This window comes from Microbacterium sp. Leaf151, from assembly GCF_001424225.1.
Lineage (GTDB): Bacteria > Actinomycetota > Actinomycetes > Actinomycetales > Microbacteriaceae > Microbacterium.
This window is the reverse complement of the sequence record NZ_LMOR01000001.1, coordinates 591,669-612,647: the sequence shown is the minus strand read 5'-3', so window position 1 is coordinate 612,647 and position 20,979 is coordinate 591,669. Positions and strand designations below refer to the sequence as shown.

23 protein-coding genes and 1 pseudogene are annotated in these 20,979 nt (G+C 66.9%); 14 read left to right on the top strand and 10 right to left on the bottom strand.

Annotation, left to right across the window (positions count from 1 at the left end; translation table 11 throughout):
- Positions 1–2 precede the first annotated feature (2 nt).
- Positions 3–401 (bottom strand): hypothetical protein, encoded by a 399-nt coding sequence (locus tag ASF76_RS02745; protein ID WP_055952535.1) that lies wholly within the window; start codon positions 399–401, stop codon positions 3–5.
- 179 nt (positions 402–580) lie between these two features.
- Here ASF76_RS02745 and ASF76_RS17715 point away from each other — a divergent pair, with 179 nt between their 5' ends.
- The 5 genes from ASF76_RS17715 to ASF76_RS02720 all read left to right on the top strand — a co-directional run bounded on the left by ASF76_RS17715 (position 581) and on the right by ASF76_RS02720 (position 4,872).
- Complete coding sequence (locus tag ASF76_RS17715; RefSeq protein ID WP_200936069.1) at positions 581–838, top strand: helix-turn-helix domain-containing protein; 258 nt, start codon at positions 581–583, stop codon at positions 836–838.
- Between the two features lie 377 nt (positions 839–1,215).
- Positions 1,216–1,350, top strand: a complete 135-nt coding sequence (locus ASF76_RS17590; protein ID WP_268774176.1) for a hypothetical protein — start codon at positions 1,216–1,218, stop codon at positions 1,348–1,350.
- 283 nt (positions 1,351–1,633) lie between these two features.
- The gene (locus ASF76_RS16955) at positions 1,634–2,542 is read left to right on the top strand and encodes a hypothetical protein (RefSeq protein WP_156459097.1); all 909 of its coding nucleotides are present in this window, start codon (positions 1,634–1,636) and stop codon (positions 2,540–2,542) included.
- Positions 2,543–2,813: 271 nt separating this feature from the next.
- Complete coding sequence (locus tag ASF76_RS02725) at positions 2,814–3,134, top strand: nucleotide pyrophosphohydrolase (RefSeq protein WP_055952523.1); 321 nt, start codon at positions 2,814–2,816, stop codon at positions 3,132–3,134.
- Complete coding sequence (locus ASF76_RS02720) at positions 3,121–4,872, top strand: DUF2075 domain-containing protein (RefSeq protein ID WP_055952520.1); 1,752 nt, start codon at positions 3,121–3,123, stop codon at positions 4,870–4,872. Before ASF76_RS02725 ends, ASF76_RS02720 begins: the two co-directional genes overlap by 14 nt.
- Positions 4,873–4,939: 67 nt before the next feature.
- On the opposite strand, the pseudogene ASF76_RS17710 reads toward ASF76_RS02720, so the two are convergent.
- Together ASF76_RS17710 and ASF76_RS02710 are read right to left on the bottom strand one after the other, a co-directional pair.
- Positions 4,940–5,199 (bottom strand): annotated as a pseudogene (locus ASF76_RS17710) (IS3 family transposase); the annotation flags it as partial.
- A gap of 205 nt (positions 5,200–5,404) precedes the next feature.
- Positions 5,405–6,166, bottom strand: a complete 762-nt coding sequence (locus ASF76_RS02710) for a GNAT family N-acetyltransferase (protein ID WP_055952514.1) — start codon at positions 6,164–6,166, stop codon at positions 5,405–5,407.
- A gap of 539 nt (positions 6,167–6,705) precedes the next feature.
- Between ASF76_RS02710 and ASF76_RS17705 the strand changes: the two genes are divergently transcribed.
- Positions 6,706–7,362, top strand: a complete 657-nt coding sequence (locus ASF76_RS17705; protein ID WP_442922749.1) for a sce7726 family protein — start codon at positions 6,706–6,708, stop codon at positions 7,360–7,362.
- Here ASF76_RS17705 and ASF76_RS02705 read toward each other — a convergent pair.
- Positions 7,316–8,392, bottom strand: coding sequence for a beta family protein (locus ASF76_RS02705; protein WP_082484803.1), 1,077 nt, complete (start codon positions 8,390–8,392; stop codon positions 7,316–7,318). The genes ASF76_RS17705 and ASF76_RS02705 overlap by 47 nt on opposite strands.
- A 317-nt stretch (positions 8,393–8,709) precedes the next feature.
- Here ASF76_RS02705 and ASF76_RS02700 point away from each other — a divergent pair, with 317 nt between their 5' ends.
- The gene (locus ASF76_RS02700) at positions 8,710–10,521 is read left to right on the top strand and encodes an MFS transporter (protein WP_235561217.1); all 1,812 of its coding nucleotides are present in this window, start codon (positions 8,710–8,712) and stop codon (positions 10,519–10,521) included.
- On the opposite strand, the gene ASF76_RS02695 is transcribed toward ASF76_RS02700, so the two are convergent.
- The 4 genes from ASF76_RS02695 to ASF76_RS02680 all read right to left on the bottom strand — a co-directional run bounded on the left by ASF76_RS02695 (position 10,518) and on the right by ASF76_RS02680 (position 13,486).
- Positions 10,518–10,925 carry a helix-turn-helix domain-containing protein gene (locus ASF76_RS02695; protein ID WP_162240798.1) on the bottom strand — a complete coding sequence of 136 codons (408 nt, stop codon included), beginning with the start codon at positions 10,923–10,925 and terminating at the stop codon, positions 10,518–10,520. The two genes, ASF76_RS02700 and ASF76_RS02695, sit on opposite strands and share 4 nt — an antisense overlap.
- Positions 10,926–11,118: 193 nt before the next feature.
- Positions 11,119–11,406, bottom strand: a complete 288-nt coding sequence (locus tag ASF76_RS02690; RefSeq protein WP_055952504.1) for a hypothetical protein — start codon at positions 11,404–11,406, stop codon at positions 11,119–11,121.
- 47 nt (positions 11,407–11,453) lie between these two features.
- Positions 11,454–12,650 carry an MFS transporter gene (locus tag ASF76_RS02685; protein WP_055952501.1) on the bottom strand — a complete coding sequence of 399 codons (1,197 nt, stop codon included), beginning with the start codon at positions 12,648–12,650 and terminating at the stop codon, positions 11,454–11,456.
- The gene (locus ASF76_RS02680) at positions 12,647–13,486 is read right to left on the bottom strand and encodes a MurR/RpiR family transcriptional regulator (RefSeq protein ID WP_055952498.1); all 840 of its coding nucleotides are present in this window, start codon (positions 13,484–13,486) and stop codon (positions 12,647–12,649) included. Before ASF76_RS02680 ends, ASF76_RS02685 begins: the two co-directional genes overlap by 4 nt.
- A 211-nt stretch (positions 13,487–13,697) precedes the next feature.
- Here ASF76_RS02680 and ASF76_RS02675 point away from each other — a divergent pair, with 211 nt between their 5' ends.
- The 4 genes from ASF76_RS02675 (at position 13,698) to ASF76_RS02660 (ending at position 17,495) form a co-directional block, all read left to right on the top strand.
- Complete coding sequence (locus ASF76_RS02675; protein ID WP_055952495.1) at positions 13,698–14,267, top strand: tripartite tricarboxylate transporter TctB family protein; 570 nt, start codon at positions 13,698–13,700, stop codon at positions 14,265–14,267.
- A gap of 1 nt (position 14,268) precedes the next feature.
- Entirely contained in the window at positions 14,269–15,792 is a 1,524-nt protein-coding gene (locus ASF76_RS02670; RefSeq protein ID WP_055952492.1) for a tripartite tricarboxylate transporter permease, read from the top strand.
- Between the two features lie 63 nt (positions 15,793–15,855).
- Positions 15,856–16,872, top strand: coding sequence for a tripartite tricarboxylate transporter substrate binding protein (locus ASF76_RS02665; protein WP_055952488.1), 1,017 nt, complete (start codon positions 15,856–15,858; stop codon positions 16,870–16,872).
- Complete coding sequence (locus ASF76_RS02660; RefSeq protein WP_235561216.1) at positions 16,869–17,495, top strand: methyltransferase; 627 nt, start codon at positions 16,869–16,871, stop codon at positions 17,493–17,495. Before ASF76_RS02665 ends, ASF76_RS02660 begins: the two co-directional genes overlap by 4 nt.
- A 175-nt stretch (positions 17,496–17,670) precedes the next feature.
- Here the strand turns inward: ASF76_RS02660 and ASF76_RS16945 are convergent, their stop codons facing one another.
- Positions 17,671–18,009 carry a hypothetical protein gene (locus ASF76_RS16945; RefSeq protein ID WP_156459095.1) on the bottom strand — a complete coding sequence of 113 codons (339 nt, stop codon included), beginning with the start codon at positions 18,007–18,009 and terminating at the stop codon, positions 17,671–17,673.
- Positions 18,010–18,362: 353 nt separating this feature from the next.
- Between ASF76_RS16945 and ASF76_RS16940 the strand changes: the two genes are divergently transcribed.
- The 3 genes from ASF76_RS16940 (at position 18,363) to ASF76_RS02640 (ending at position 19,689) form a co-directional block, all read left to right on the top strand.
- The gene (locus ASF76_RS16940; RefSeq protein WP_156459094.1) at positions 18,363–18,599 is read left to right on the top strand and encodes a hypothetical protein; all 237 of its coding nucleotides are present in this window, start codon (positions 18,363–18,365) and stop codon (positions 18,597–18,599) included.
- 195 nt (positions 18,600–18,794) lie between these two features.
- Positions 18,795–19,322 (top strand): GNAT family N-acetyltransferase, encoded by a 528-nt coding sequence (locus ASF76_RS02645; protein ID WP_156459093.1) that lies wholly within the window; start codon positions 18,795–18,797, stop codon positions 19,320–19,322.
- A 43-nt stretch (positions 19,323–19,365) separates the two neighbouring features.
- Positions 19,366–19,689, top strand: coding sequence for a type II toxin-antitoxin system TacA family antitoxin (locus tag ASF76_RS02640; RefSeq protein WP_156459092.1), 324 nt, complete (start codon positions 19,366–19,368; stop codon positions 19,687–19,689).
- A gap of 171 nt (positions 19,690–19,860) precedes the next feature.
- On the opposite strand, the gene ASF76_RS02635 is transcribed toward ASF76_RS02640, so the two are convergent.
- Positions 19,861–20,937 carry an alkene reductase gene (locus ASF76_RS02635; protein ID WP_055952473.1) on the bottom strand — a complete coding sequence of 359 codons (1,077 nt, stop codon included), beginning with the start codon at positions 20,935–20,937 and terminating at the stop codon, positions 19,861–19,863.
- Positions 20,938–20,979: the final 42 nt, after the last annotated feature.

Genomic DNA, 20,979 nt, shown 5'->3' with positions numbered 1-20,979 from the left:
GGTCAAGCAGCGGCGTACGCCGACTTGAATCGGCGGGCCGCTTCGACGTAAAGGTCAGCGGACCCGGGAAGGTGGGCCAAGTACATTTCCGCGTCGGACGCACTGATCTTGAGGCGCATGTCCTGATACTCGGGGTTATCAAGACTGACAAGATCGCGCTGCACAGCGCGTGTGAGAGCGTCGCGGACATCAGGAGAGTCCCCGTAGACCCGGTTCAGGGTGAGCCAGAATCGGGGGCGAACTTTCGCCTCCACGGCTTTTGGTTCGAACTCGTTGAATGCGTCCACGACTGCGCGATAGAACGAGTTGCCTCGGATGCTCACGACTTTGATGTCGAGTTCTGCGAGACCAGCGATCAAGCCGGTCATGAAGTCGTCCAGGGTCAGGTCGGACTTGCTCATCAGTGCTCTCCAGATCGTTCTGCGTCAGCAGACGCGGTGAATCTATCGCGTGTTGGGGACTTGGTAGTACGTCACGCGCCGCATAGCTCTGCCCGCCACACCACGTCATCGCCTCACGGTAGTCGAACCCTCCGACATTCGCCATAAGTATAGCACTAAAAGTATGGTATGGTCGCGGCGTGCCAAACCGCCGTAGACGTGAGCAGAGCAAGTATCTGCAGCAGGCGGAACAGCTGTCCAAGCTGCTGCGAGAGTGCCGGGAGGGCGCGGGTCTGTCGCAGGAGGCGGTCGCGCGCAAGGCGGACCTGTCTGTGAATACCGTTCGCAACGTTGAATCTGGGCGAGCCGTCGAGCCGGGATACTTCACGGTCTTAGCTATTGCGCACGCGGTGGGTGCCGAGCTAGCTCGGGCTGGATTCAATGTCGAACCCAGATGACCTGCGGTCCCTCATCGAAAGGTACGTGTCGGGGGAGTTGGGCGCGGCAGGTGCCTCCGAGTTCGTGAATGTGCTGCCCGACTGTGGCGGGCGCCGGATGTCCTCTCGGATGCCGGGGCCGAGGTCGTGGAGCTGCCGCGTTCGTCGACGACGGCATCCTGCGGGACATCGACGACTTCTACCTCATCCGCTTCTGGCGCACCTAGCTGGGCCTGTCGCACGAAGTAACGATCGCCATGCTGTTGTGCATCGCCGAGTGGGTGCACCTGGGCTCCGACATGACGGGCCGCCGCGCGCTTGAGGCGTAAAAGTCCCTCGGCGACCTGCAGAAGCGAACGGAGCCGGCGACTTCGGCGTACGACGCTGTGCTCGCCCCGGTGGCGGCGTTCACCGATGAGTGGCCAATGCCGTGGCGCTTCGACGCAAGTAAGGTGACGTCGAACCTCGCGTTCACGCTGAAGTACAACATGTCGGGTCAGCCGGCGTCGGCATTGCCGGTGTTTCCGCGCTGAGGCTCGCCGGCGGATGGATGCCGCGGGCTCGCGTGACGGCGCCGGGTCGCGCATTCGTTGTTTGGTGCGGGTGCGGCGCTGGACGGGTCTGAGGTGTCCCTCGCTCATCGCGGGCGTGGCGTCGGCCGTGGTGAGCCACAGGGTTCGGCACCGGGGTGCCGCCCCCGGCGAGCCGGTCTCATGTGTCCGGATTACGAGTACTGGATGTGCACGATGCAGCTCGCGGGCACGTCCCCCGGGCAATCGGAGCCTCGCCGACTGCAGCGCTGCCGTCGGATACGCGATGGAAAACGTTCATGGGGCGTCGGCGGCTGCTCTCGCTGCGGCGGCGCTGCTTCGCGCCTACATCGGCTCGGGTCACGATCCCGCCTGGTGGGATGGCTGGCTCGCGACCCTAGGTGAGGGGCCGGACGAGCCGTTCGACACGACGGCCCGGCTGGCGCGCACGGACTCCGACACGGCCCCACGATCGGTTCTCGAACGGTTGCACGCGGACGTGGCGACCGACGCCGTCGACGACGGCGCGCTCAATCTCGACTACCTGGATCTGCTCGACCGTGTCCTTCTCGATCGGTACATGTCCGCGACCGAGACCGACGACCTCATCCGATCCGCCGCGGAGCCGAACCGGTCGAGCACCGCAGTTCGCCGTCTTCACCGCGCCTACTTCGACGGGCTGGTTTCTGCGGCCTGGGCGGACGACCAGCTCACCGCTGCCGAGTGGGCTGATATTCAGACGATCGGTGGCCTGCTCGAGATCGACGCAGACGATCGCGGGCGCCGCCTCGAGACCGGATGCCGCGACACCGACTCTCACCACCGGCTTCCGCCTGTCGCCGGGCGGCACCGTCGTCATCACCGGCGAGATACGCCGAGATCGAGCGTCGGGGTTCTGCATGCTCATCGAGCGAGGCCTGATCCCGAAGGACAGCATGGTGAGGAAGGCCTAGGTGCTCGTGGCCGCCGACGCCGATTCGATGTCGGGGAAGGCGCGACGGGCGCGTGCCTGGTGGATTCCGATCATCACGGAGGACGGTCTGGAGAGGTTGCTGGGACTGGCCGCCAGGTAGCGGCGCCGAGGCGCCGCAGCGTCCAGGGCGACGACCCAGCAACCCACGGCCGTTACGACGCAGCGCTGCCCGCGCGTTGTCTTGAAAACCCCAGCTCTGGACCCGTCTTGAGTGCTCCCTAGCTTGGCACATGCATCTGCACCCTTCAGCGCAGTGTTCGCGCCATGATGATCCTGCGCGATGATGGCTCGACGGCGTGGACTACGTGTATCGAAGCTACGGGCGATGTGATTCCGGCGCACCCGCCGCCTGCGAGGCGCCCGGGTCCTTGGACCAGCTGTGGGCCGCTTGGCCGGGGAGTGGCTTAGGAACTCAGAGCCCGGGGGACACTGAGACGAGCGCGAACGTCGCCTCGCGGGGCCCGCGTCCACACACCCTGATACGGTCGCAATCGTGACGAGTGAGCGTGTTCAGAGGGCTCTCGAGGAATTCGTTCGAGAGCGTGACTGGGCCCAGTTTCACGCTCCGACTAACCTGGCCAAGAGCATTGCGATTGAGGCGGGCGAGCTACTGGAGTGCTTCCAGTGGAGCGACGATGCGGACGAGGCGCAGGTGCGAGCCGAGCTTGCTGACGTCGTGACCTATTGCATGCTGCTCGCCGCACGGCTCGGGGTTGACCTCGACGAGATCGTGCTCGAGAAACTCGTCGCGACTCGGGAGAAGTACCCGGCCGATCGGGCCAGGGGACGGAGCACAAAGTATGACGCCCTTTGAGATTGAGCGCCTGAATTTCACGTCGGGCGCGATTTCGGATTGGGTGGCGGGTGACGAGCGTCGAAGAAATTGGCCCGTCGTGTATCTGCTTGATGGTGCCGACTCGGCTGGTGCCGGGGCCGTGTACGTCGGTGAGACGGTCAACGCTGCTGCACGCATACGTCAGCATCGCGCCAACCCCGCCAAGAACGAATTCCGACGCGTGCGCGTAGTCATCGACGACACCTTCAACAAATCGGCGTGCCTCGATCTGGAGTCTCACCTGATCCGCTGGCTCGCCGGAGACGGACAGTTCACGGTAATGAACGGCAACGAGGGGATCATCGATGCTCGGTACTACGAGCGCGACCTTTACCGGGACAGCTTCCGCGACATCTTCGAAAAGCTGCGTTCAGAAGGAGTCTTCCAGCGCAGTATCCCTGAAATCGAGAACAGCGACCTCTTCAAGCTGTCGCCGTTCAAAGTGCTCACGCCGGAGCAAGCGATCGCCGTCGAAGATATCGTGGAAGGGCTCCTGGCTGACATCAAGAGCGGAGCGTCTTCCGCGAGCGTGATTGAGGGACAGCCTGGCACTGGTAAGACCATTGTCGCGATCTTCCTGATGAAGCTCCTCGCGGACATCCGTGACCACGCTGATGCGGAAGAAGTCGAACCGGATTCGATGTTCGCCGACTTCTTCGTCTCCGGCAATCGCGAGTTGCTCGCGGGCCTTCGGATCGGTTTCGTAGTACCTCAGCAGTCCTTGCGTGAATCCATTAAGCGTGTGTTCAAGAAGACACCGAAGGTCACGGAGGCTCAGATCGTGACGCCCTTCGACGTGGGGTTATCAGATCAGCCATGGGATTTGCTCATTGTCGACGAGACTCATCGCCTGAACCAGCGCGCGAACCAGTCGTCGGGCGTTAACAACAAGCGGTTCATCACGATCAACCAGAAGCTCTTTCGCGTTGACGACCCATCAAAGTCGCAGCTGGACTGGATCCGCGCTCAGAGCCGGCACCAGATCTATCTGGTCGACGTTGAGCAGACTGTGAGACCGGCTGACCTGCCTCCGAGCGTCCTACGCTCGCTCGTGGACCAGGCACGGTCGACACATCGCCGGTACCCACTGTCCACCCAGATGCGCGTGCGTGCTGGCGCCGACTATGTGCAATTTGTTCGGGAGTTGCTGCGGGGACAGTCCAATGCGACGGAGGGCCCCGACTTCGGTGACTACGACCTACGGCTCTTCGACAACCTCGCTGCGATGCGACGAGAGATCCTCAATCGCAACGACGAGCATGGCCTTGCCCGACTGGTCGCCGGTTACGCGTGGGAGTGGAAGAGCAACCGCCACAAGGAAGCGTTTGATATCGAGTTGGACGGCGTGCGCCTCCGCTGGAACAGTCAAGCCAAGGACTGGATCAACAGTCCAGCATCCATCCACGAGGTTGGGTCGATTCACACCGTCCAGGGCTACGACCTCAACTATGCAGGCGTCATCATTGGCAACGACCTACGTTACGACCCAGGCTCCCGACGGCTTTACGTCCACCGCGCCTCGTATCGGGACGCCAAGGGCAAAGAGAACAACAAGCAACGCGGGATCGTCTACTCCGACGACGACCTCTTGGAATTCATCCGAAATATCTACGGCGTTCTACTGACGAGGGGCATTCGTGGCACGTATGTGTACGTGTGTGATCCGGCGCTGCGCGAGTACATGTCACATTATATTGAACGTCGTGTCACCCGCTAGCTCACCAGGGAAGCTCTCAGGGCGCACGGCCCGTCCGATCCGCCATGCCCTGACCGGCGTCGCGGGCCTCATCAGCGAGGAGCCGGTGCCCGAACTCCGGATCGTCGCGGCGCGGTACGCCTCCACCAACTCCGCCCGCGTGATGGGCTGGTTCAGCCACCGGTAGTACGGCTGGCGGGAGAGCGTGAGGACCCGGCACGTCACCGTGACAGGGATCCCGTCACAGGCGAGCTCTTTCACGAGCGGGTAGAGCCTTTTCCCGGGCCGATGCGCCTGCGACAGATACGCCGTCGCCCGGCGCAGCACCTCAACCTCCTGTTCGAGCAGTCCATTGCGCGAGGTTCAGATCGCCTCCCTAAAATTTTGCACCTGGATACCCGCACGGCGAAGCTCCCGATTGGCGCTCACACAGAACCAATCTTTCCATGCCATTTGCACTCGGCTTACACCGAGTGTTTGCACAGTGCGCTCGCGACGCGCGTCGGCCGTTAGGGCTATGCGCTGCTGTTTGCAGACCCCCGGCGCTCGCCACTCAGCTCTCCGTCGGCTCTGTTGCCTCGACTTGAATGCGCTGCCCAAACGCGCCCCGTTCTGGCGGAATCAGCGCGCGAATTTCGGGGTTGTCTAAGCCGGCGACCGCTTCCGCTACCCGTGGCGGTAACGCTTGCTCCATCGGCCCGACTCCTGTTTGCAAGCGACGCTTCAGCTCGAGGGTGGCGTCTAGGACAGGTCGACCGCTCCGGCGCGGAAAGCGATAGCGGTCTAGCAGTGCGCTGGGAACTATCACCTTATGTGCCACGATCGGATAGGCCGGGTCCGGGTCGACGCCGTCGGCCAGCAACAAACCCGCCGACCCCTTCTCGATCCAAGCGACGCCAAACTGTTCACTATCAATGGTCCAACCACGACCCCTGTAAAGCGATACCGCCGACCTCGGTATGTGTGCTGTCAAGACCAGTTCCCGCCTCGATTGTGCGTCGGCCTCGATGTGGTCAATCAGGTCGGAAGCAATTCCGCGACCTCTGTGGTCGGGAAGCACTCCGACGTACTCGAGATATCGCGCTCGCACGAAGGCCGTCCCGACCCCCTCGAGCGGCAATGGGTGGGCAAAAGCGAAGCCGACCGCCTCGTCTCCGTCCATTGCGACCAGAATCGAAGCCATCGCAGTCACCTCAAACTGGTCAAGGGGGAAGTCGGCAGCGAATACGGGATGAGCGCCAGGAAAGAGAGCTACCTCAAGCTCGAGCAATTCAGGCAAGTCCTCCGACGTGGCCGCGCGGATGCTATGTGACACGTGGAGCTCCTTCGTTGATTAGCTTCGCCACTGTACCCAGCCGCTGGCGGATGCGCACGACGCGGGCCCATGAGCGTCCGGATCCAGCGTTCAACCCACCGGCACTACTGGTGGTCAAGACGGCTCCCGGCGTCCGGCAACTGAAGGCTGACGCGAGCTGGCGCAGTGTGTCACCGGCGGCTCAACTGCCTGCTGTGCTGCCGCAGGCTGAACGCCGTGCGCGCGTCACGGCCGGACATGCGGCGTGCGGCGAGGATCTAGGAGGCATCGATCGCCCCGCCGCCGGTGAAGGGAACCTCGAGCGTGTTGCCAGGGATGGGGATGTGATGGTCGCTCACGCGACGGGTGGCGACCGGGGCAGCTTTTGGGCAGCAAGCAGGCCCCCCACCGCGATCTAACGGCGCGCAGGATCCGCCGTATCGCGTCGCATGTCTTGGCGAGCTGAGGCGGGCGTGCTCTGCGCGGCTCGCCACGGCTGCGCGTCATGCATCGCGCGTCGCCGTGTCGTACGCAACATCTCGTCGCGGAAAGGAATTTAGATGCGTAGTGTTGCTGACCATGTGTGCGAGCATCATCCGCAGGGTGACCAGGGAAGGCGACTGATGCGCGATGCAGACGTGCGGCTGGCACTTCACCAATGGCTGCGCGAGCAACACCACAACGAGAGTCACCAGACCCGCATCGTTGACGAACTGGCGATTGCTGGCCAAGTGCGAGTTGACACTGCAGTGTTGAATGGCTCCTTCGCCGGATTCGAGATTAAGAGCGCAAGCGACACCCTCCGTCGGCTTCCCCGACAGGTCGAGGTCTATTCGGCTGTCCTTGACTACGCGACCCTCGTAGTGGCACGTAACCATGCGGCCAAAGCCAGGAAGCTCCTCCCACGCTGGTGGGGCGTGATCGAGGCAGTTCCCATGACCGGCGGAGACCCTGTCGTCCTGCGGACAGTCCGCGAGCCACAGCCGAACCCTCGCGTGGAGCCGCGGCTGCTATGCACCCTTCTATGGCGGAGTGAAGCACTAGACGAACTGGAACTGCGGGGCATCGCGGCAGGTGTGCGCAGCAAGCCGAACCGTGTGCTTTGGGACCGGCTGTGCGACTCACTGGATTCCGCGGAGGTCCGCCAGATCGTACGCGAGCGCGTGAAGGCTAGGTCAGGGTGGAGAGCTGAAACGCTACCACTTCAATGTGCCTGACCGTGCCCCACTCACGCCATTTCCCGGGGTTGCCCGGAGTGGCAGAGCCGGCCACGACGGCTTCGATCCAGTCATCGGCTTGACTGCGCACGGGCGTTGCGTACTCCGCGTGACGAGTGAGTTCATCGAGCGCGGGGATGAGCGCCGCCCCACCTTTGCCCGACCCGCCCTGCCCCTTGAACAGTTCTCCCTTCGCGAGAAGGTAGTCATTAGTCACGGTGTAGCGCAGAGCCGCGCTAATGCTTATGAAGCGAGGGTCTACGCCGAGTTCAATGGTGTCCGGCTTGAGGACGAGGTTGTCGAAGAAGTCTGGTGTCGGCTGGCTCATCGACGCGAGTTTCGCACGGACGGCGCTGTAGATGCGCCACTCATCACGTGGGTACTCGGTCGTCCCGCGGGGCACACCATTCACATCTGGAAAGCCCGCGCCGCCGACTGTTATCGATCGGAATGGGCCGAGGGCGCGTAAGGAGGTCAATTCCGCGATAACTGCGACCTCGATCACGGCCCCTTCTGCGCCTTCAAAGTCGACGAACACATCGACCACGTTGGGGGCTACACCCAGGTCTCCGAGCAGCGTCGTGAGTCGGGCAGGGTCAATCGTGGTCCAGTCGATTTGACGGAGTCGGATACCGACGCCGGTTCCATGCGCAACGTGCAGGTTTGCCGCGGCCGCCTTCGCAGATGCGGAGGACGACGCCTCCACGAGCGGTGCGAGTTGAGTACCCACGACGCGCGTCTGCGCCGCTAGCCACGCCAGCGGGTGCTGGCCGTCGATGATCGGTTCCGAGTCGAGCATCGAGACGTCCACGTATCCGGACCCGCCGCCCCACACCGAGGCAAGTTTCTCCGGCAGAGGTGCCAAATGCGCCGAAATTGTCTTGCTGTACCGCTCTTTCTCGTAATCCCACGTACGTGGGGCGATTTGGAACACTGGCAGCAAAGCGCCGCTCGTTGTTCCGCTGACCCTCGCCAGCGCAGCGAGTTCCCCCGCGCGCGCGAGCGTGAATGGTCGGTATATCTTTCCCACTGCAGCCCCCCGGCCTCAAGCATCGTTGAAGGGGACACTACCGAGCATCTCCCACCCGAGAACGGCGGGAGCGAAGACGGCGTGTTGCGCGAACCGACGCGATGGCCCCGTGCTCGGAACCGAGGTACGCGGCGAGCTGGAGCCGAGCCGCCGCCATTCTTGGGATTCAGCGCTTAGTGCAATGCCGTGCGGGCCGTGCAGATCGTCACCGCCGACGGATCGCTGGTGCGCGCGAGCGCCCACGAGAACACCGATTTGTTCTGGGCGTGCGCGGCGGCGCGGGTTCGTTCGGCATCGTCGTCTCGCTCTAGATCGACATGCTGCCCCACGCCGACGTATTCGCCGGAATGCTGCTGTGGGACGCCTCGTTCACGCCGGCCGTGAGTCGCGCGTGGGCGGAGTGGACGGCAGCCGTCCCCGAATCCGTCACCTCGACCCCCAGGGTGCTGCACCTGCCGCCGCTGCCCGAGCTGCCGCCGTTACTTTCGGGGCGGTCAGTCGCCGTGATCGACGGCGCGATCCTCGAGACCGACGACCGTGCCGAGGAGCTGCTGCGTCCCCTGCGTGACCTGGCGCCCGAGATCGACACGTTCGGCCGCTTCCCGTCGGCCGCCCTCGTGCGCGTGCACATGGACCCGCCGCAGCCGACCCCCGCGGTCACCCGCCACCGGATGCTCACGTCGCTGCCCGAGGGGGCTGTTGCCGCGTTCGTGGCGGCATCCGAGGATCCGGGGCTCTTCGTCGCCGAGCTGCGCCACCTCGGAGGGGCGGCTGCACGCCCGGCGCCGGATGCCGGAGCGGTGTCGGCGGCCGTGGACGACCACATCGGTGTCGCCGCGCTCGTAGGGACCGCGTGTCCCCGGACGAAGAGTCGGATGCCGGGGATGGACGGTCGGGCGCGACCGCCGCGGCGGCGCAAGGATCGGAACATGACCACGACCGCACTCGTTCCGCTCGCTTCGACGGCCTCGATGAGGTACGGCGGGCTCATCGTCGTGATGCTGTTGAGCTTCTTTCTCGTGACGGCGGAGTTCCTGCCGAACGGGGTGCTCACCGAGATGGCGCTGTCGCTCGGGATCACTCCCGGCCAGGCGGGGCAGACGGTCACGGTCACCGCTCTCGCCGGTCTCTTGGTGGCATCGACCGTCGGGCTCCTGCTTCCGCGCCTTGATCGCCGCTCTCTGCTGATGGGGGCCGCGGCGGCCGCCACGGTGTCGAACTTGGTGGTCGCGCTGGTTCTCAGCCTGGTCGCGATCCTCATCGCCCGATTCCTGCTGGGTGCGGCCATCAGCGCGTTCTGGGCCATGTCGATCACCGTCGCCGCGCGTCTGGCGAGCCCGGACCGGATCGGTCGAGCGGTCATGTTCGGGTCGGCCGGAGTCTCGCTGGCCACGGTGGCGGGGGTGCCGATCGGAGTGGCGTTGAGCGAAGCGCTCGATTGGCGAGTTGCGTTCCTGCTCATCGGTATCGCCACGGCCCTTGTGGGCGTCGCCGTCCGCCTTGCGCTGCCTCCGGTCCCGCCCGCTGCGGCGTCGAGCCTGCGCCTGCTCGTCGACACCCTCCGCAGGCCCGGCGTGGGCGGCGGCATGGCCGGGCACGTGCTCATCGTGCTGGGGCACTTCGTCGCCTACACGTACGTGCGTCTCTCGCTGGAACGCATCCCCGACGTCGACGCCGGCACGATCGTGCTGCTGCTCGCGTTATTCGGGGTGGGCGGGCTGGTCGGTAACGTCGTCGTCGGGGTGATCGTCGACCGGGCATTCGGGCGGCTGGCGGTCGTCGGGCCGCTGGTGATCGCCCTCGCCATCGGGGTGGTCGTGCTGTTCCCCGCGACCGTCGCGGTGGCCGGGGCTGCGGCCGTGTGGGGCTTCTTCTTCTCGTCGTGGCTCATCATCGTCAACACGTGGGTCGGACACCGGATGCCCGACCGCCTCGAAGCAGGCGGCAGCCTCGCCGTCACCGGATTCCAGCTCGCGATCATGATCGCGGCCGGCGTCGGCGGCATCTTCGTCGACACGATCGGCGTCGTGCCCGTGGACGTCATCGGCATCGTGCTGCTCGTGGTCGGAGCCGCGTTGTTCGGCCTGTCGCTGAACGCGCGGCGTGCGCAGGCGGCGCTGGGTCGCTAGACAGACGCCCGCGACCGGGCGTCGGAGCGCCACGCCGAGGGTGCGATCCCGGTGTGGCGACGGAAGGCGCGGCTGAAGCCCTCGTCCGACGTGTAGCCGAGAGCCCATGACGTTTCGGAGACGGGAGTTCCGGCATCCAGAAGCTCTTTCGCCCTCCGCATGCGCACCTCGGTCACGAACGACGCGGGAGAGCTGCCGAACGCCTCGCGGAAGCGTGCCGAGAACACTGAGCGCGACATGGCGCCGAGGGATGCCAGGCTGTCGAGCGTCCACTCCTGCCCGGGGTCGTCGACCACGGCGGCGACGACCCGCGCGAGGAACGGATCGTCGGGTCGCGGCGGCCACGCCGTCGAACGGTCGCCCATCGCCCACGCACGCAGCGCCGACAGGAGAACTGTGGTCACCGTGAGGCGGCAGATCGTCTCATCTTCGGACCGGGGCCGGTCGGCATCCGGAGAAGGTGAGCCGAGGTGCGCGGCGAGGTGCGCCGCCGCGGGTTCGGCGGCAGCGAAGCCGCTGATGAACACGAGGCGGCAGGGCGCGCGTGTCGACGGTGGGCGTGATCGTCAACGGGATGACGCTCACCTCGGCGCTCGACTACGACAGCAGCTGAGGAGCGCCGCACCCAAGGGTCAAGAACGCGTCTCCGGCCAGCAGCGTTCGCGTTCCACGGGAGGCTTCGGTGGCGCCCGAGGTGGCATCCACCTCGCACGCCGAGCCCGGCGACGTGCGCCCGGTGATCTCTCCGGCGCGCACGAAGACGAGCGTCGCCGCACCCGGCGCGAGGGGGAGCGCGTCACCCGCCCCCAGGGAGAGCCGGCGCGCGTCGCCCGGCCTCACGTCCAGCGAAGCCAGAGCGCGTTCGAATGCGGGCTCGGTCGTCATAGGGGCCGGAACCGTTGGCGTGGTTCGTATTCCGGGTGGGGATCCGGCTAACCCGACGTTTCGCCCCCGGGGCCGTCGCGGTCGCTCGTACGCGACGTCGCCACAATGGCCACCCCCACGGCGAGCACGGCCGCGTTCGACCAAAAGATCGCCACGAGTCCGAAGGGGCCGGCGGCGAGGCCCACGCTCACCGGGATCAGCACCTGCAGCACGCGGTTGGCGGTCAGGCGCAGGCCGAGGGCGGCGCCGTGTACCGCGGGCGGGGTGATCGCGGTCGTCCAGGCCATGGTCAGGGGCTGGGGGAGGCCGAGGGCGATGCCGAGCGCGATCATCACGGGGATCGCGCCCCACTGGTTCGCGAAGGGCAGGGCGACGAGACTCGCGACGCCCATCAGCATCGCGACGATGAGCAGGGTGCGGCGGCCGAATCGCGCGACGATGCGGGCGAGACCGAGCCGGCTGACCACCGAGACGACGGCGCGCAGGGCGAGCAGCAGGCCGACGGTGACCGGGGCGATGCCCTTATCGACGGCCCACAGCGGCACGAAGGTGTAGAGCAGGTCGACCGTGACGAGCACGGCTCCGCTGACGGCGAGGGCCCGCCACAGCTCGGGGGCCTTCATCACCGCCGAGAGCGGGGCACGCGGGGCCTTCACGGTCGCGGCCCGGCGGTGCGCGTCGCCGCGGCGCAGGAAAAGGATCAGCGGTGTGGCGAGCACCGTGAAGGCGAGGCAGACGGCAAAGCCCGCGGTCGTGTCGGGCTCATCGCGCGTGGCGAGGGTCGCGGCGATGGTGACGGCCGGAGGGCCGATCAGCTGACCGATGGATGCCGCGGCGCTGAGGGTGCCGAAGCCGCTGTCCATCGAGCCCCCGCGACTCGCGTGCGCGACGAAGGTCTGCTGGCCGATCATCACGTAGAGGTGGCCCAAGCCGATGGTCAGGGTCGCGGCGAAGAGCAGCAGGACGGTCGACGGCAGGGCGAGCACGACGATCGCGCCGGCCGAGGCGATGAGGAGGCCGGCGAAGGCGACGGTGCTGCCGCCGACGCGGTCGCAGATGCGGCCCGCGGGAAGCGCCGCGACGATCGTCGGGACGGCGAAGGATGCCGCCAGTGCGGCGAGCAGCAGCGGATCCCCGCCCAGCTCGAGCGCCCGGTAGCCGACCATCAACCGGACGCCGACCCACGAGGCTTGCGACAGCGCCGCCTGGGTGCTGAGCGCAGCCCGCCAGGCGGGGCCGGTCACGGCCGGAGGGGGATCTCGTCGGTGCCGCCGAGCATGCGGGTGAGGCCGTCGATGTCTTCGCGCACGGCGTGGTACCGCTCGGAGTCGAGGTGATAGACCGCGAGCTGGAGCGCGTAGCAGATGGCCATCGGCACGAAGAGGGTGCGGTACTCGCTGTCGGCACTGCGGAGGGCCGCGATCAGGTGGTCGGGAGCGGGCCGGAACTGCGCGCCCGGCACGTCGGTGATGAGCAGGCTCCGTCCGCGTCGGCGCTGCGCCTCGGCGATGAGGGCGGGGAGCATGCGCGGGGTCTCGCGCAACGCGAAGCCGATCAGGATGCTGGTGGAGTCGAACGGCACGAAGCGCTCGGCGAGGTCTTTCGCCTGGGGCGAGAGGGTGACCACGACCATCCCCAACCGGCGGAAGCGGCGGGCGAGCAGTTCCTGCAGCGAGCGGGCGTCGCCGTTGGCGAAGATGTAGACGACTCCGGCGCCGGCGATGTCGCGAGCGGCCGCGTCGATCGCGGACTGGGGGACGAACTCCGACAGGCGCTCGAGGCCGGCTCGCTCGTCGGCGACGAAGGATGCCAGGTCGGCCCCGGACTCCTGCCGCATCGGTGCACCGGAGAGCGCGGGGTTCACCTCGTCGGCGCGGAGGTCGCGGCGCAGGTCGGGATACCCGCGGTAGCCCAGCTTCTGCGCGAGACGCACCACGGTCGACTCGTGCGTACCGGCCTGGGCTGCCACGTCGGCCGCCGTCGTCGACGACGTCGCGGCGCTCAACAGCACCGTCATGACCTTCTGCTCCGTGGTGCTCAGGGCGGCGGTGTTGCGAGTCGCGACGGCGCGGAAGCTCATGTTCTCTCCTTCGAGGCACGACGCCGATCGAGCGGGTCGGTTGTTGACAAGTCTGGACCATCCTGCAATCCTGTGCAAGTGCGCAAGTTCCGACAACGGTCTTGCACACACACCTAGCACGAAACCCGCAGAGAGGCGGATGACGATGGCGTCTGATGTGGTGCAAACCTCGTCCCCGACGAGGGCGCGGCAGTATCTGGAGTGGTCCGTCGTGGCTATCGGTGCCGTCGCCGGCATCGCGGTCATGGTGTCGGGCTTCGGCTACGGCCTGACGAACGTGACCGGGGTGGGCGCCGGGTTCTTCCCGGTCGTCGCGGGAGCCACGATCGCCCTCGGCGCGGTGCTCTGGGCGCTGCAGCTGCTCGGTGCGGCTGCTGCGCAGCGCCGCGAGGCGAACCGGTCGGAGCTCGACGCGCGGACGCCCTTCGAGGGCAACCGCGTCGACCCGCCCACCGACACCGCGATCGGCGTGCTCGTCGTCGACGGGATCGATGAGGAAGACGACGACATCGCCCTCCCCGACCGTCGCGGAGTGCTGCGCGTGGCCATCGTGGCGGGATCGCTCGTGCTCGCGGCGATCCTCCTGCCGGTGCTCGGGTACCTCCTCACCATGACGCTGCTCCTCTTCAGCGTGATGACCCTCGTGAGCGCTCGCCGCTGGTGGGTCGCCCTTCTCATCGCGGTCGGCGTCGCCGTCATCAGCCGGTTCGTCTTCGCCGACCTGCTCGGCACCGCCCTCCCGCACTCGAGCATCACCGTGCTCCGGATGATCGGCCTCTGACATGGAATTCGGCGCTCTCTTCCAAGGACTCCTCACCGTCCTCACCCCCGAGAATCTGCTCTTCGCCCTCCTCGGCTGCGTGCTCGGCATGCTCGTCGGCGTGCTGCCCGGCTTCGGGCCCGCCGCAGCCGTGTCGCTGCTCATCCCGGTCACGTTCGGGCTCTCGCCCACGACGGCGATCATCATGCTCGCCGCCATCCTCTACGGCGCGGCCTTCGGCGGCACGATCACCGCCGTCCTGCTGCGGATCCCCGGCGAAGCCTCGTCGGTGGCCACGACCCTCGACGGCTACGAGCTCGCCAAGCGCGGGCGCGGCGGCCCGGCCCTCGTGATCGCCGCGGTGGGGTCATTCATCGGCGGGCTGGTCGGTGTCGTCGGGTTCGTGCTCGTCGCCCCCTTTGCGCGGATCGCGCTGGAGTTCGGCGCCCCCGAGCTGTTCCTCGTGTCGTTCCTCGGGCTGCTGCTCATCACGAGCTTCGCGGGCAGCAACCCCGCCAAGGCGCTCATCAGCGCCGGCGTCGGCCTCGCGATCGCCACCGTGGGCCTCGACCCGGGCGTCGGCATCGTGCGCTTCGGATTCGACATGCCGCAGCTCTTCGACGGCATCGGCCTCGTCGCGATCGTCATGGGCGCCTTCGGCCTCAGCGAGATCCTCGCCCAGGCCCAGCGTGGCCCCGGCGGCATCGCCAAGCCCCTCTCGATCGGACGGCTCTACCCCACCCGCGACGACTTCCGCCGCTCGTGGAAGCCCTTCTTCCGCGGCTCGATCATCGGCTTCTTCATGGGCCTGCTCCCCGGCTCTCCCGGAGCCGCGACGTCGCTGGCCTCGTACGCCGCCGAGAAGCGCTTCTCGAAGAAGCACCGCTCCGAGTTCGGCCGCGGCGCCATGGAGGGCGTCGCCGGGCCCGAATCGGCCAACAACGCCCTCGCGGTCTCGTCGATGATCCCGCTGTTCACCCTCGGTATCCCGACATCGGCGACGGTCGCCATCATGGCGGGGGCGTTCACCGTCAACGGGCTCATCCCGGGACCGCTGCTGTTCCGTGACAACCCCGAGGTCGCCTGGGCCATCATCGCCAGCTTCTTGGTGGGCAACGTCATCCTGCTGATCCTCAACGTGCCCCTCGTGCGCGTCTGGATCGCCGTGCTCCGCCTGCCGTTCGCCTACCTGATGGCCGCGATCCTCGCGTTCATGTTCCTCGGCACTTACTCGATCAACGGCAGCACCTTCGAGATCTTCGTCATGGTCGCCGCGGGCGTGATCGGGTACGTCTTCCACCTGCTGCGCGTGCCGCTGACGCCGCTCGTGCTCGCGATCATCCTCGGCCCGATGCTCGAGGAGAACTTCCAGCGGTCACTCGCCCTCTCGCGCGGGGACTGGGGAGTGTTCACGAGCAGCCCGATCGCCACCGGCCTCCTCGTGGTCTGCGCCCTCGCCGTCGCGCTCGGAGCGAGCCGCCCCGCCCTCGCCGCCTTCGTGCGGTCGCGGTCGCGTTCCCGTTCCCGTGCACGTGTCGACGCCTAGTCCCGTCCCCGCACCCTCGTCATCCCGACACATTCGTCATCCCCACCAGAAGGAGAAAACAGCATGCGAATCCGCTCCCTGACCCTCGGCGCCGTTGCAGCCCTGGCTGCCGTGGCCCTCGTCGGATGCTCGTCCGCCACCGGATCGACCTCGAGCGGCGACGGCGCCGACGAGGCCTGGCCCGCCGCCGGAACCGACATCGAATGGATCGTCCCCTCGGCCGCCGGTGCCGGCAACGACATCCTGGCCCGCATCGTCGCGCCGGCCATGCAGGAATCCCTCGACGCCAACATCCAGGTCGTGAACCTCGAGGGCGGCAGCCAGGTCGTCGGCCTCAGCAAGCTCGCCACCTCGGCACCCGACGGGACGACGTTCGGCTACACGAACATCCCGTCCATCCTCGGTCGCTACCTCGACCCCTCGAAGAACGCCACCTTCGATCGCGAGAGCTTCCTGCCGGTCGGCTCGTTCGCCACCAACTCGGTCGTGATCGGCGTGGCCGCGAACAGCCCCTACAAGACCATCGACGACCTCTTCGACGCCGTCCAAGACGACCCCGGCACGATCACGGCGGGCACGGACTCGCGCGCCGGCGACGACCACGTCAACCTGCGGATCCTCGAGAATGAACTCGACCTGGGGTTCAACATCGTCCACTACAACAGCGGTGCCGACAAGGTGGCCGCGGTCATGTCGGGCGAGGTGAACTTCGCTCTCGGCGGGGTGTCGAGCTTCTACGGCCCGTACAAGTCCGGCGACATCCGCCTGCTGGCGATCGTCGACGACGAGCAGAGCGAACTCATGCCCGACGTGCCCACGCTGTCCGGCGAGGGCTTCGAGGTGGCGCCGATGAACAGCCGCTTCACCCTGTCGGTGCCGGCGGAGACGCCCGAGAACATCCGCTCCTCGCTGGAGGCCGCCCTCGAGGTCGCCGCGGCAGACCCCGCGGTCATCGAGAAGCTCACCAACGCCGCCACCGTCGCATCCTGGATGCCGGGAGCCGAGGTCGCGAAGCTCTGGGAAGAGCGCGAAGCCACGATCTCGCCCATCATCGACGAACTGCTGCAGGTCTCGCCGTGACCTCGGCCGTGGCGACGAACGTCATCGAGCGCGCTCCCCTCAGCGCCTCCGAGCGCGAGCGCCTCGCGCCCCTGGCCGCCTCGGCGGTCGTCGACTCGATGCAGCGCCTCGGGTCTCCGGATGCCGGCATCTCACCGACCTGGGTGGGTGCGCGTCTGGTGGGACCGGCGCTGACCGTGCTCACGGCGGCGGGCGACAACCAGATCGTCCACGCGGCGCTCGACGTCGTCCAGCCGGGCGAGGTCATCGTGCTGAACGGCTTCGGCGACACCACGAGGGCGCTGATCGGCGACCTCATCGCCGAGCGGGCCCTGAGTCTCGGGGTGGCGGGCTTTGTCGTCGACGGGTGCGTGCGTGACGTTGACGCCATCCGCGAGCTCGGGCTCCCCGTCTTCGCCCGCGGGGTGACGCCAGCCGGTCCCTACAAGAACGGTCCCGGGGTGATCGGCGGCGCAGTCGCGATCGGGGGAGTCGCAGTGCTCACGGGCGACGTCGTGGTCGCCGACGCCGACGGCGTCGTGTTCATCCCGCGCGCACAGCTCGACACGATCGTCGACCTCGCGGAGCGGAAGCTCGAGAGCGAGGCCCGGAAGCGGGCGAGCATCCGGGCGTCGGTGGGCTGAGCCCCACCGGGGCCGGCGTCACCGGACACGAGGAAGGGCCTCGCGCGAACGGCATCCACCGTCCGTGCGAGGCCCTTCGGCGCGAGTCAGCCCTGGAGGAACGGGTAGTCGGTGTAGCCGCGCTCGTCGCCGCGGTTCAGCGGGCCTGTCCCAGACCGATCTCGACCGGCGATGCTCACGCTGATCGCTCGGCGGAAGAAGATCTCACTACGGGCTCGCTGCTCCCCACCTTCGACATGTCCGCACGCGCCCTCACCGGAGGGGCGAGCAGAATCAGACTCGTCGTCGCGAGCAACAGCGCGGTCCACAGGCCATTTCCGGGGACTCCATCGGCGCTTCCCCACTGCACCCAGAAGGCCCCAGGATCGAGAAGCGGACATGCCATCGCGATCATCGCCACAGCCGCGAGGCCGACGGGAACGCGAGATACTCCGCGGAAGATGACGACGGCCGCGACAAGGGCTGTCAAGACGACCCACAGATCGAACACCGGAGCGGATGTGTACGAAGACATCGCTTCAGCGCATGGCGGGTTCACGTTCTCCCTGTCAGCGCCGGCGCACTCCGCCCAGTGCGTCGCAGACTGCCAGGTCAGCCACAGCGAACTTCCCATGAGGAGCGCCGCACAGGCGATGACAGTGAACCGACGAACCCGCGGACGAAGCCCCATGTTCAGGATGCTAGACGCTTCGATCACAGGACGATCAGCCTTTCGATCGGGTGAATTGGTCAGCACGAGCGCAGCGCAAGGATGCTCGCGCCAGCGTTGGCTCGGCTCAGATCGACCGCATTGAGGTTCACGCGCCAACCGCGGATGCGGCGGCCTACTCGCCCGCCGCTGAGACCGGGTCCTTCACGCTGGGCGAAGTGACGACCGGCTCCGAGTATGACTGGATGACCGTCAACGGCGCCGCCACCAGCAACTTCACCGAAGACCAGGACATGGTTCGCATCGATGTGATCGCCCGTGACGGCGGCGGGAAGATCGTCGGAGTCGACTTCACCTACACGGACCGAGTCCCCGCTGACGGCACTGCCGCGTGGAACGTCCCGTTGTGGCGGGTGCCGCTGGACAGCAAGGTCGAGGCATTCCCTCACCCCTGAGGGCTAGCTGCTTTCAGGCGGAGAGGGCCACAAGGGGCCGCCTTCGGGCGCCTTCTTGTGGCCCTTGTCGTTGATGGCCAATTGCGGTCGACTCCGGCTCAGGTTGTCGTGTAGGAACGTTTCACAGACTGATGCAAGGAGCGGGTCGGCACTTCGGGCTCGACCTGACTCGTCCATGGGGGCGACGGCATCCACGTGAGTCTGATCACAGGGGGCTCGATGTCAGTTGAGATTGTTCCATTCCGACGCAGTATCCGGCGCGACGGCTTCCGGTGCGGAAAGCCCGACCTCGACGAGTGGATCGAGCGGTACGCAGGACAGTCCGAGCGCAACGACACAACTCGCACGTTCTTGGCGCTCACAGATGATGACGAGCTTGTCGGGTACTACGCGACGAAAGCGTATGAACTGGATCTCGATGATGCGGCCTCCGTCTACGGCGTGGGGCGGCGGCGGTACCCCGTTCCCGCAATGCTGATTGCGCGTCTCGCGGTGCATGAGGACGTGCAAGGGCAGGGCATTGGAAGTTTCCTGTTGGTCGATGCTCTGCAGCGACTCATCGAGGTCTCGCGCTCCATCGGGTTCGAAGTCGTGGTAGTCGATGCCATCGACCGCGATGCATCCGTGTTCTACCGCCGTTCCGGCTTCACGGCCTTCGAGGACGACGAACTGCACCTCTTCCTCACGACGAAGCAGCTGAAGTTGACTTTCGAAACCGCGTGATGCACGCTGTACATACCAAGTGAGTACAAACGTGAGGCCCATCGTGGATATCCAAGAGACTGGTCGCTCTGAGCGCCTGAACATGCGCATCTCGCCGGAAGCGCTCGAGTTGCTGAGGGCAGCTGCCGCCAAGCAGCAGCAGGATCTGTCCGCCTTCGTGCTGGGAACTGCGATGGAGCGTGCACGCGCTGTTCTCCTTGAAGACCACGTGCTTCGCTTGAGCCCACACGCCGTGCTGCAGCTCGAGAAGGCGCTGGATGAAGAAGCCGCTGTCGTACCCCAACTCGCTGAGCTCGTTCGTCGTGTGCGTGGCGGCCATGATGGCGCGCCGGCACAGACCCGAGATGACACGTTTGCCACGCATTAATCCGTCATGCGCTGAAGCGGGTAACTGACGCTCTCGGATTTGTGGACAGATGCTGCGAGCAGCCGTATCGGGCGAAGGTAAGCGCGTTTCAACCGCCCACGGTCTGGAACGTATGTCGAAGGGCCTCGCGCGAACGGCATCCACCGTCCGTGCGAGGCCCTTCGACGCGAGTCAGCCCTGGAGGAACGGGTAGTCCGTGTAGCCGCGCTCGTCGCCGCCGTAGACGGTGGGCTGGTCGACCTGGTTCTCGTCGGCGCCGTTCTGCCAGCGGGTGACGAGGTCGGGGTTCGCGATCGCGGGGCGACCGACGGCGACCAGGTCGGCGATTCCCTCGTCGACGGCCGACACGGCCTCGTCGCGGGTGGTGATGCTCGAGAAGCCGGTGTTGACGATGACGGTGCCGCCGAACGCGCGGCGGAGGTCCTGGATCAGCTCGCCGGCGGGGTCGGCGTGCAGCACGCTCAGGTACGCGAGGCCCAGCGGCGCGAGGCCGGCGATCAGCGCCTCGTAGGTGGCGCGGGTCTCGGCGTCATCCTTCTCCCACACGTCCTGGATGTTGTGCGCGGGCGAGATCCGGATGCCGACGCGACCGGCGCCGATCTCGGCCACGACGGCCTCGGCGACCTCGATCACGAAGCGGGCGCGGGCCTCGGGCGATCCGCCGTATCCGTCGGTGCGCTGGTTGGAGGCGGGGGAGAGGAACTCGTGCAGCAGGTAGCCGTTGGCGCCGTGCAGCTCGACGCCGTCAAAGCCGGCATCCACTGCCTTGCGGGCGGCGGCGACGAACTCGTCGCGCACGGTGGCGAGTTCATCGGTCTCAAGCGCGTGGGGTGTGGCGTAGGCGACCTTGGTGCCGTCGGCCAGGCGGGTCTCGCCCTCGATCGCGATCGCCGAGGGGGCGACGATGCGGTCGGTGCCGGTGATGTCGGGGTGCGTGACGCGGCCGCCGTTCATGAGCTGCATGAAGACCGTGCCGCCCTCGGCGTGCACGGCGTCGGCGACCTTCGCCCATCCGGCGGCCTGCGCGTCAGTGACGATGCCGGGCTGACCCGGGTAAGCACGCGACTCGGCGCTCGGGAACACGCCCTCGGTGACCAGCAGGCCGATGCCCGCGCGCTGCGCGTAGTACTTCGCGACGATGGGTCCGGGGACGCCGTTGGCGTCGGCGCGGAGGCGGGTCATCGGGGCGAGCGACACGCGGTTGCGAACGTCGACATCGCCGACGGTGGTGGGGCTGAACAGGCTCACGGGGGTCCTTTCGTGGGGAACGGGGGCCACGCCATCCCAACG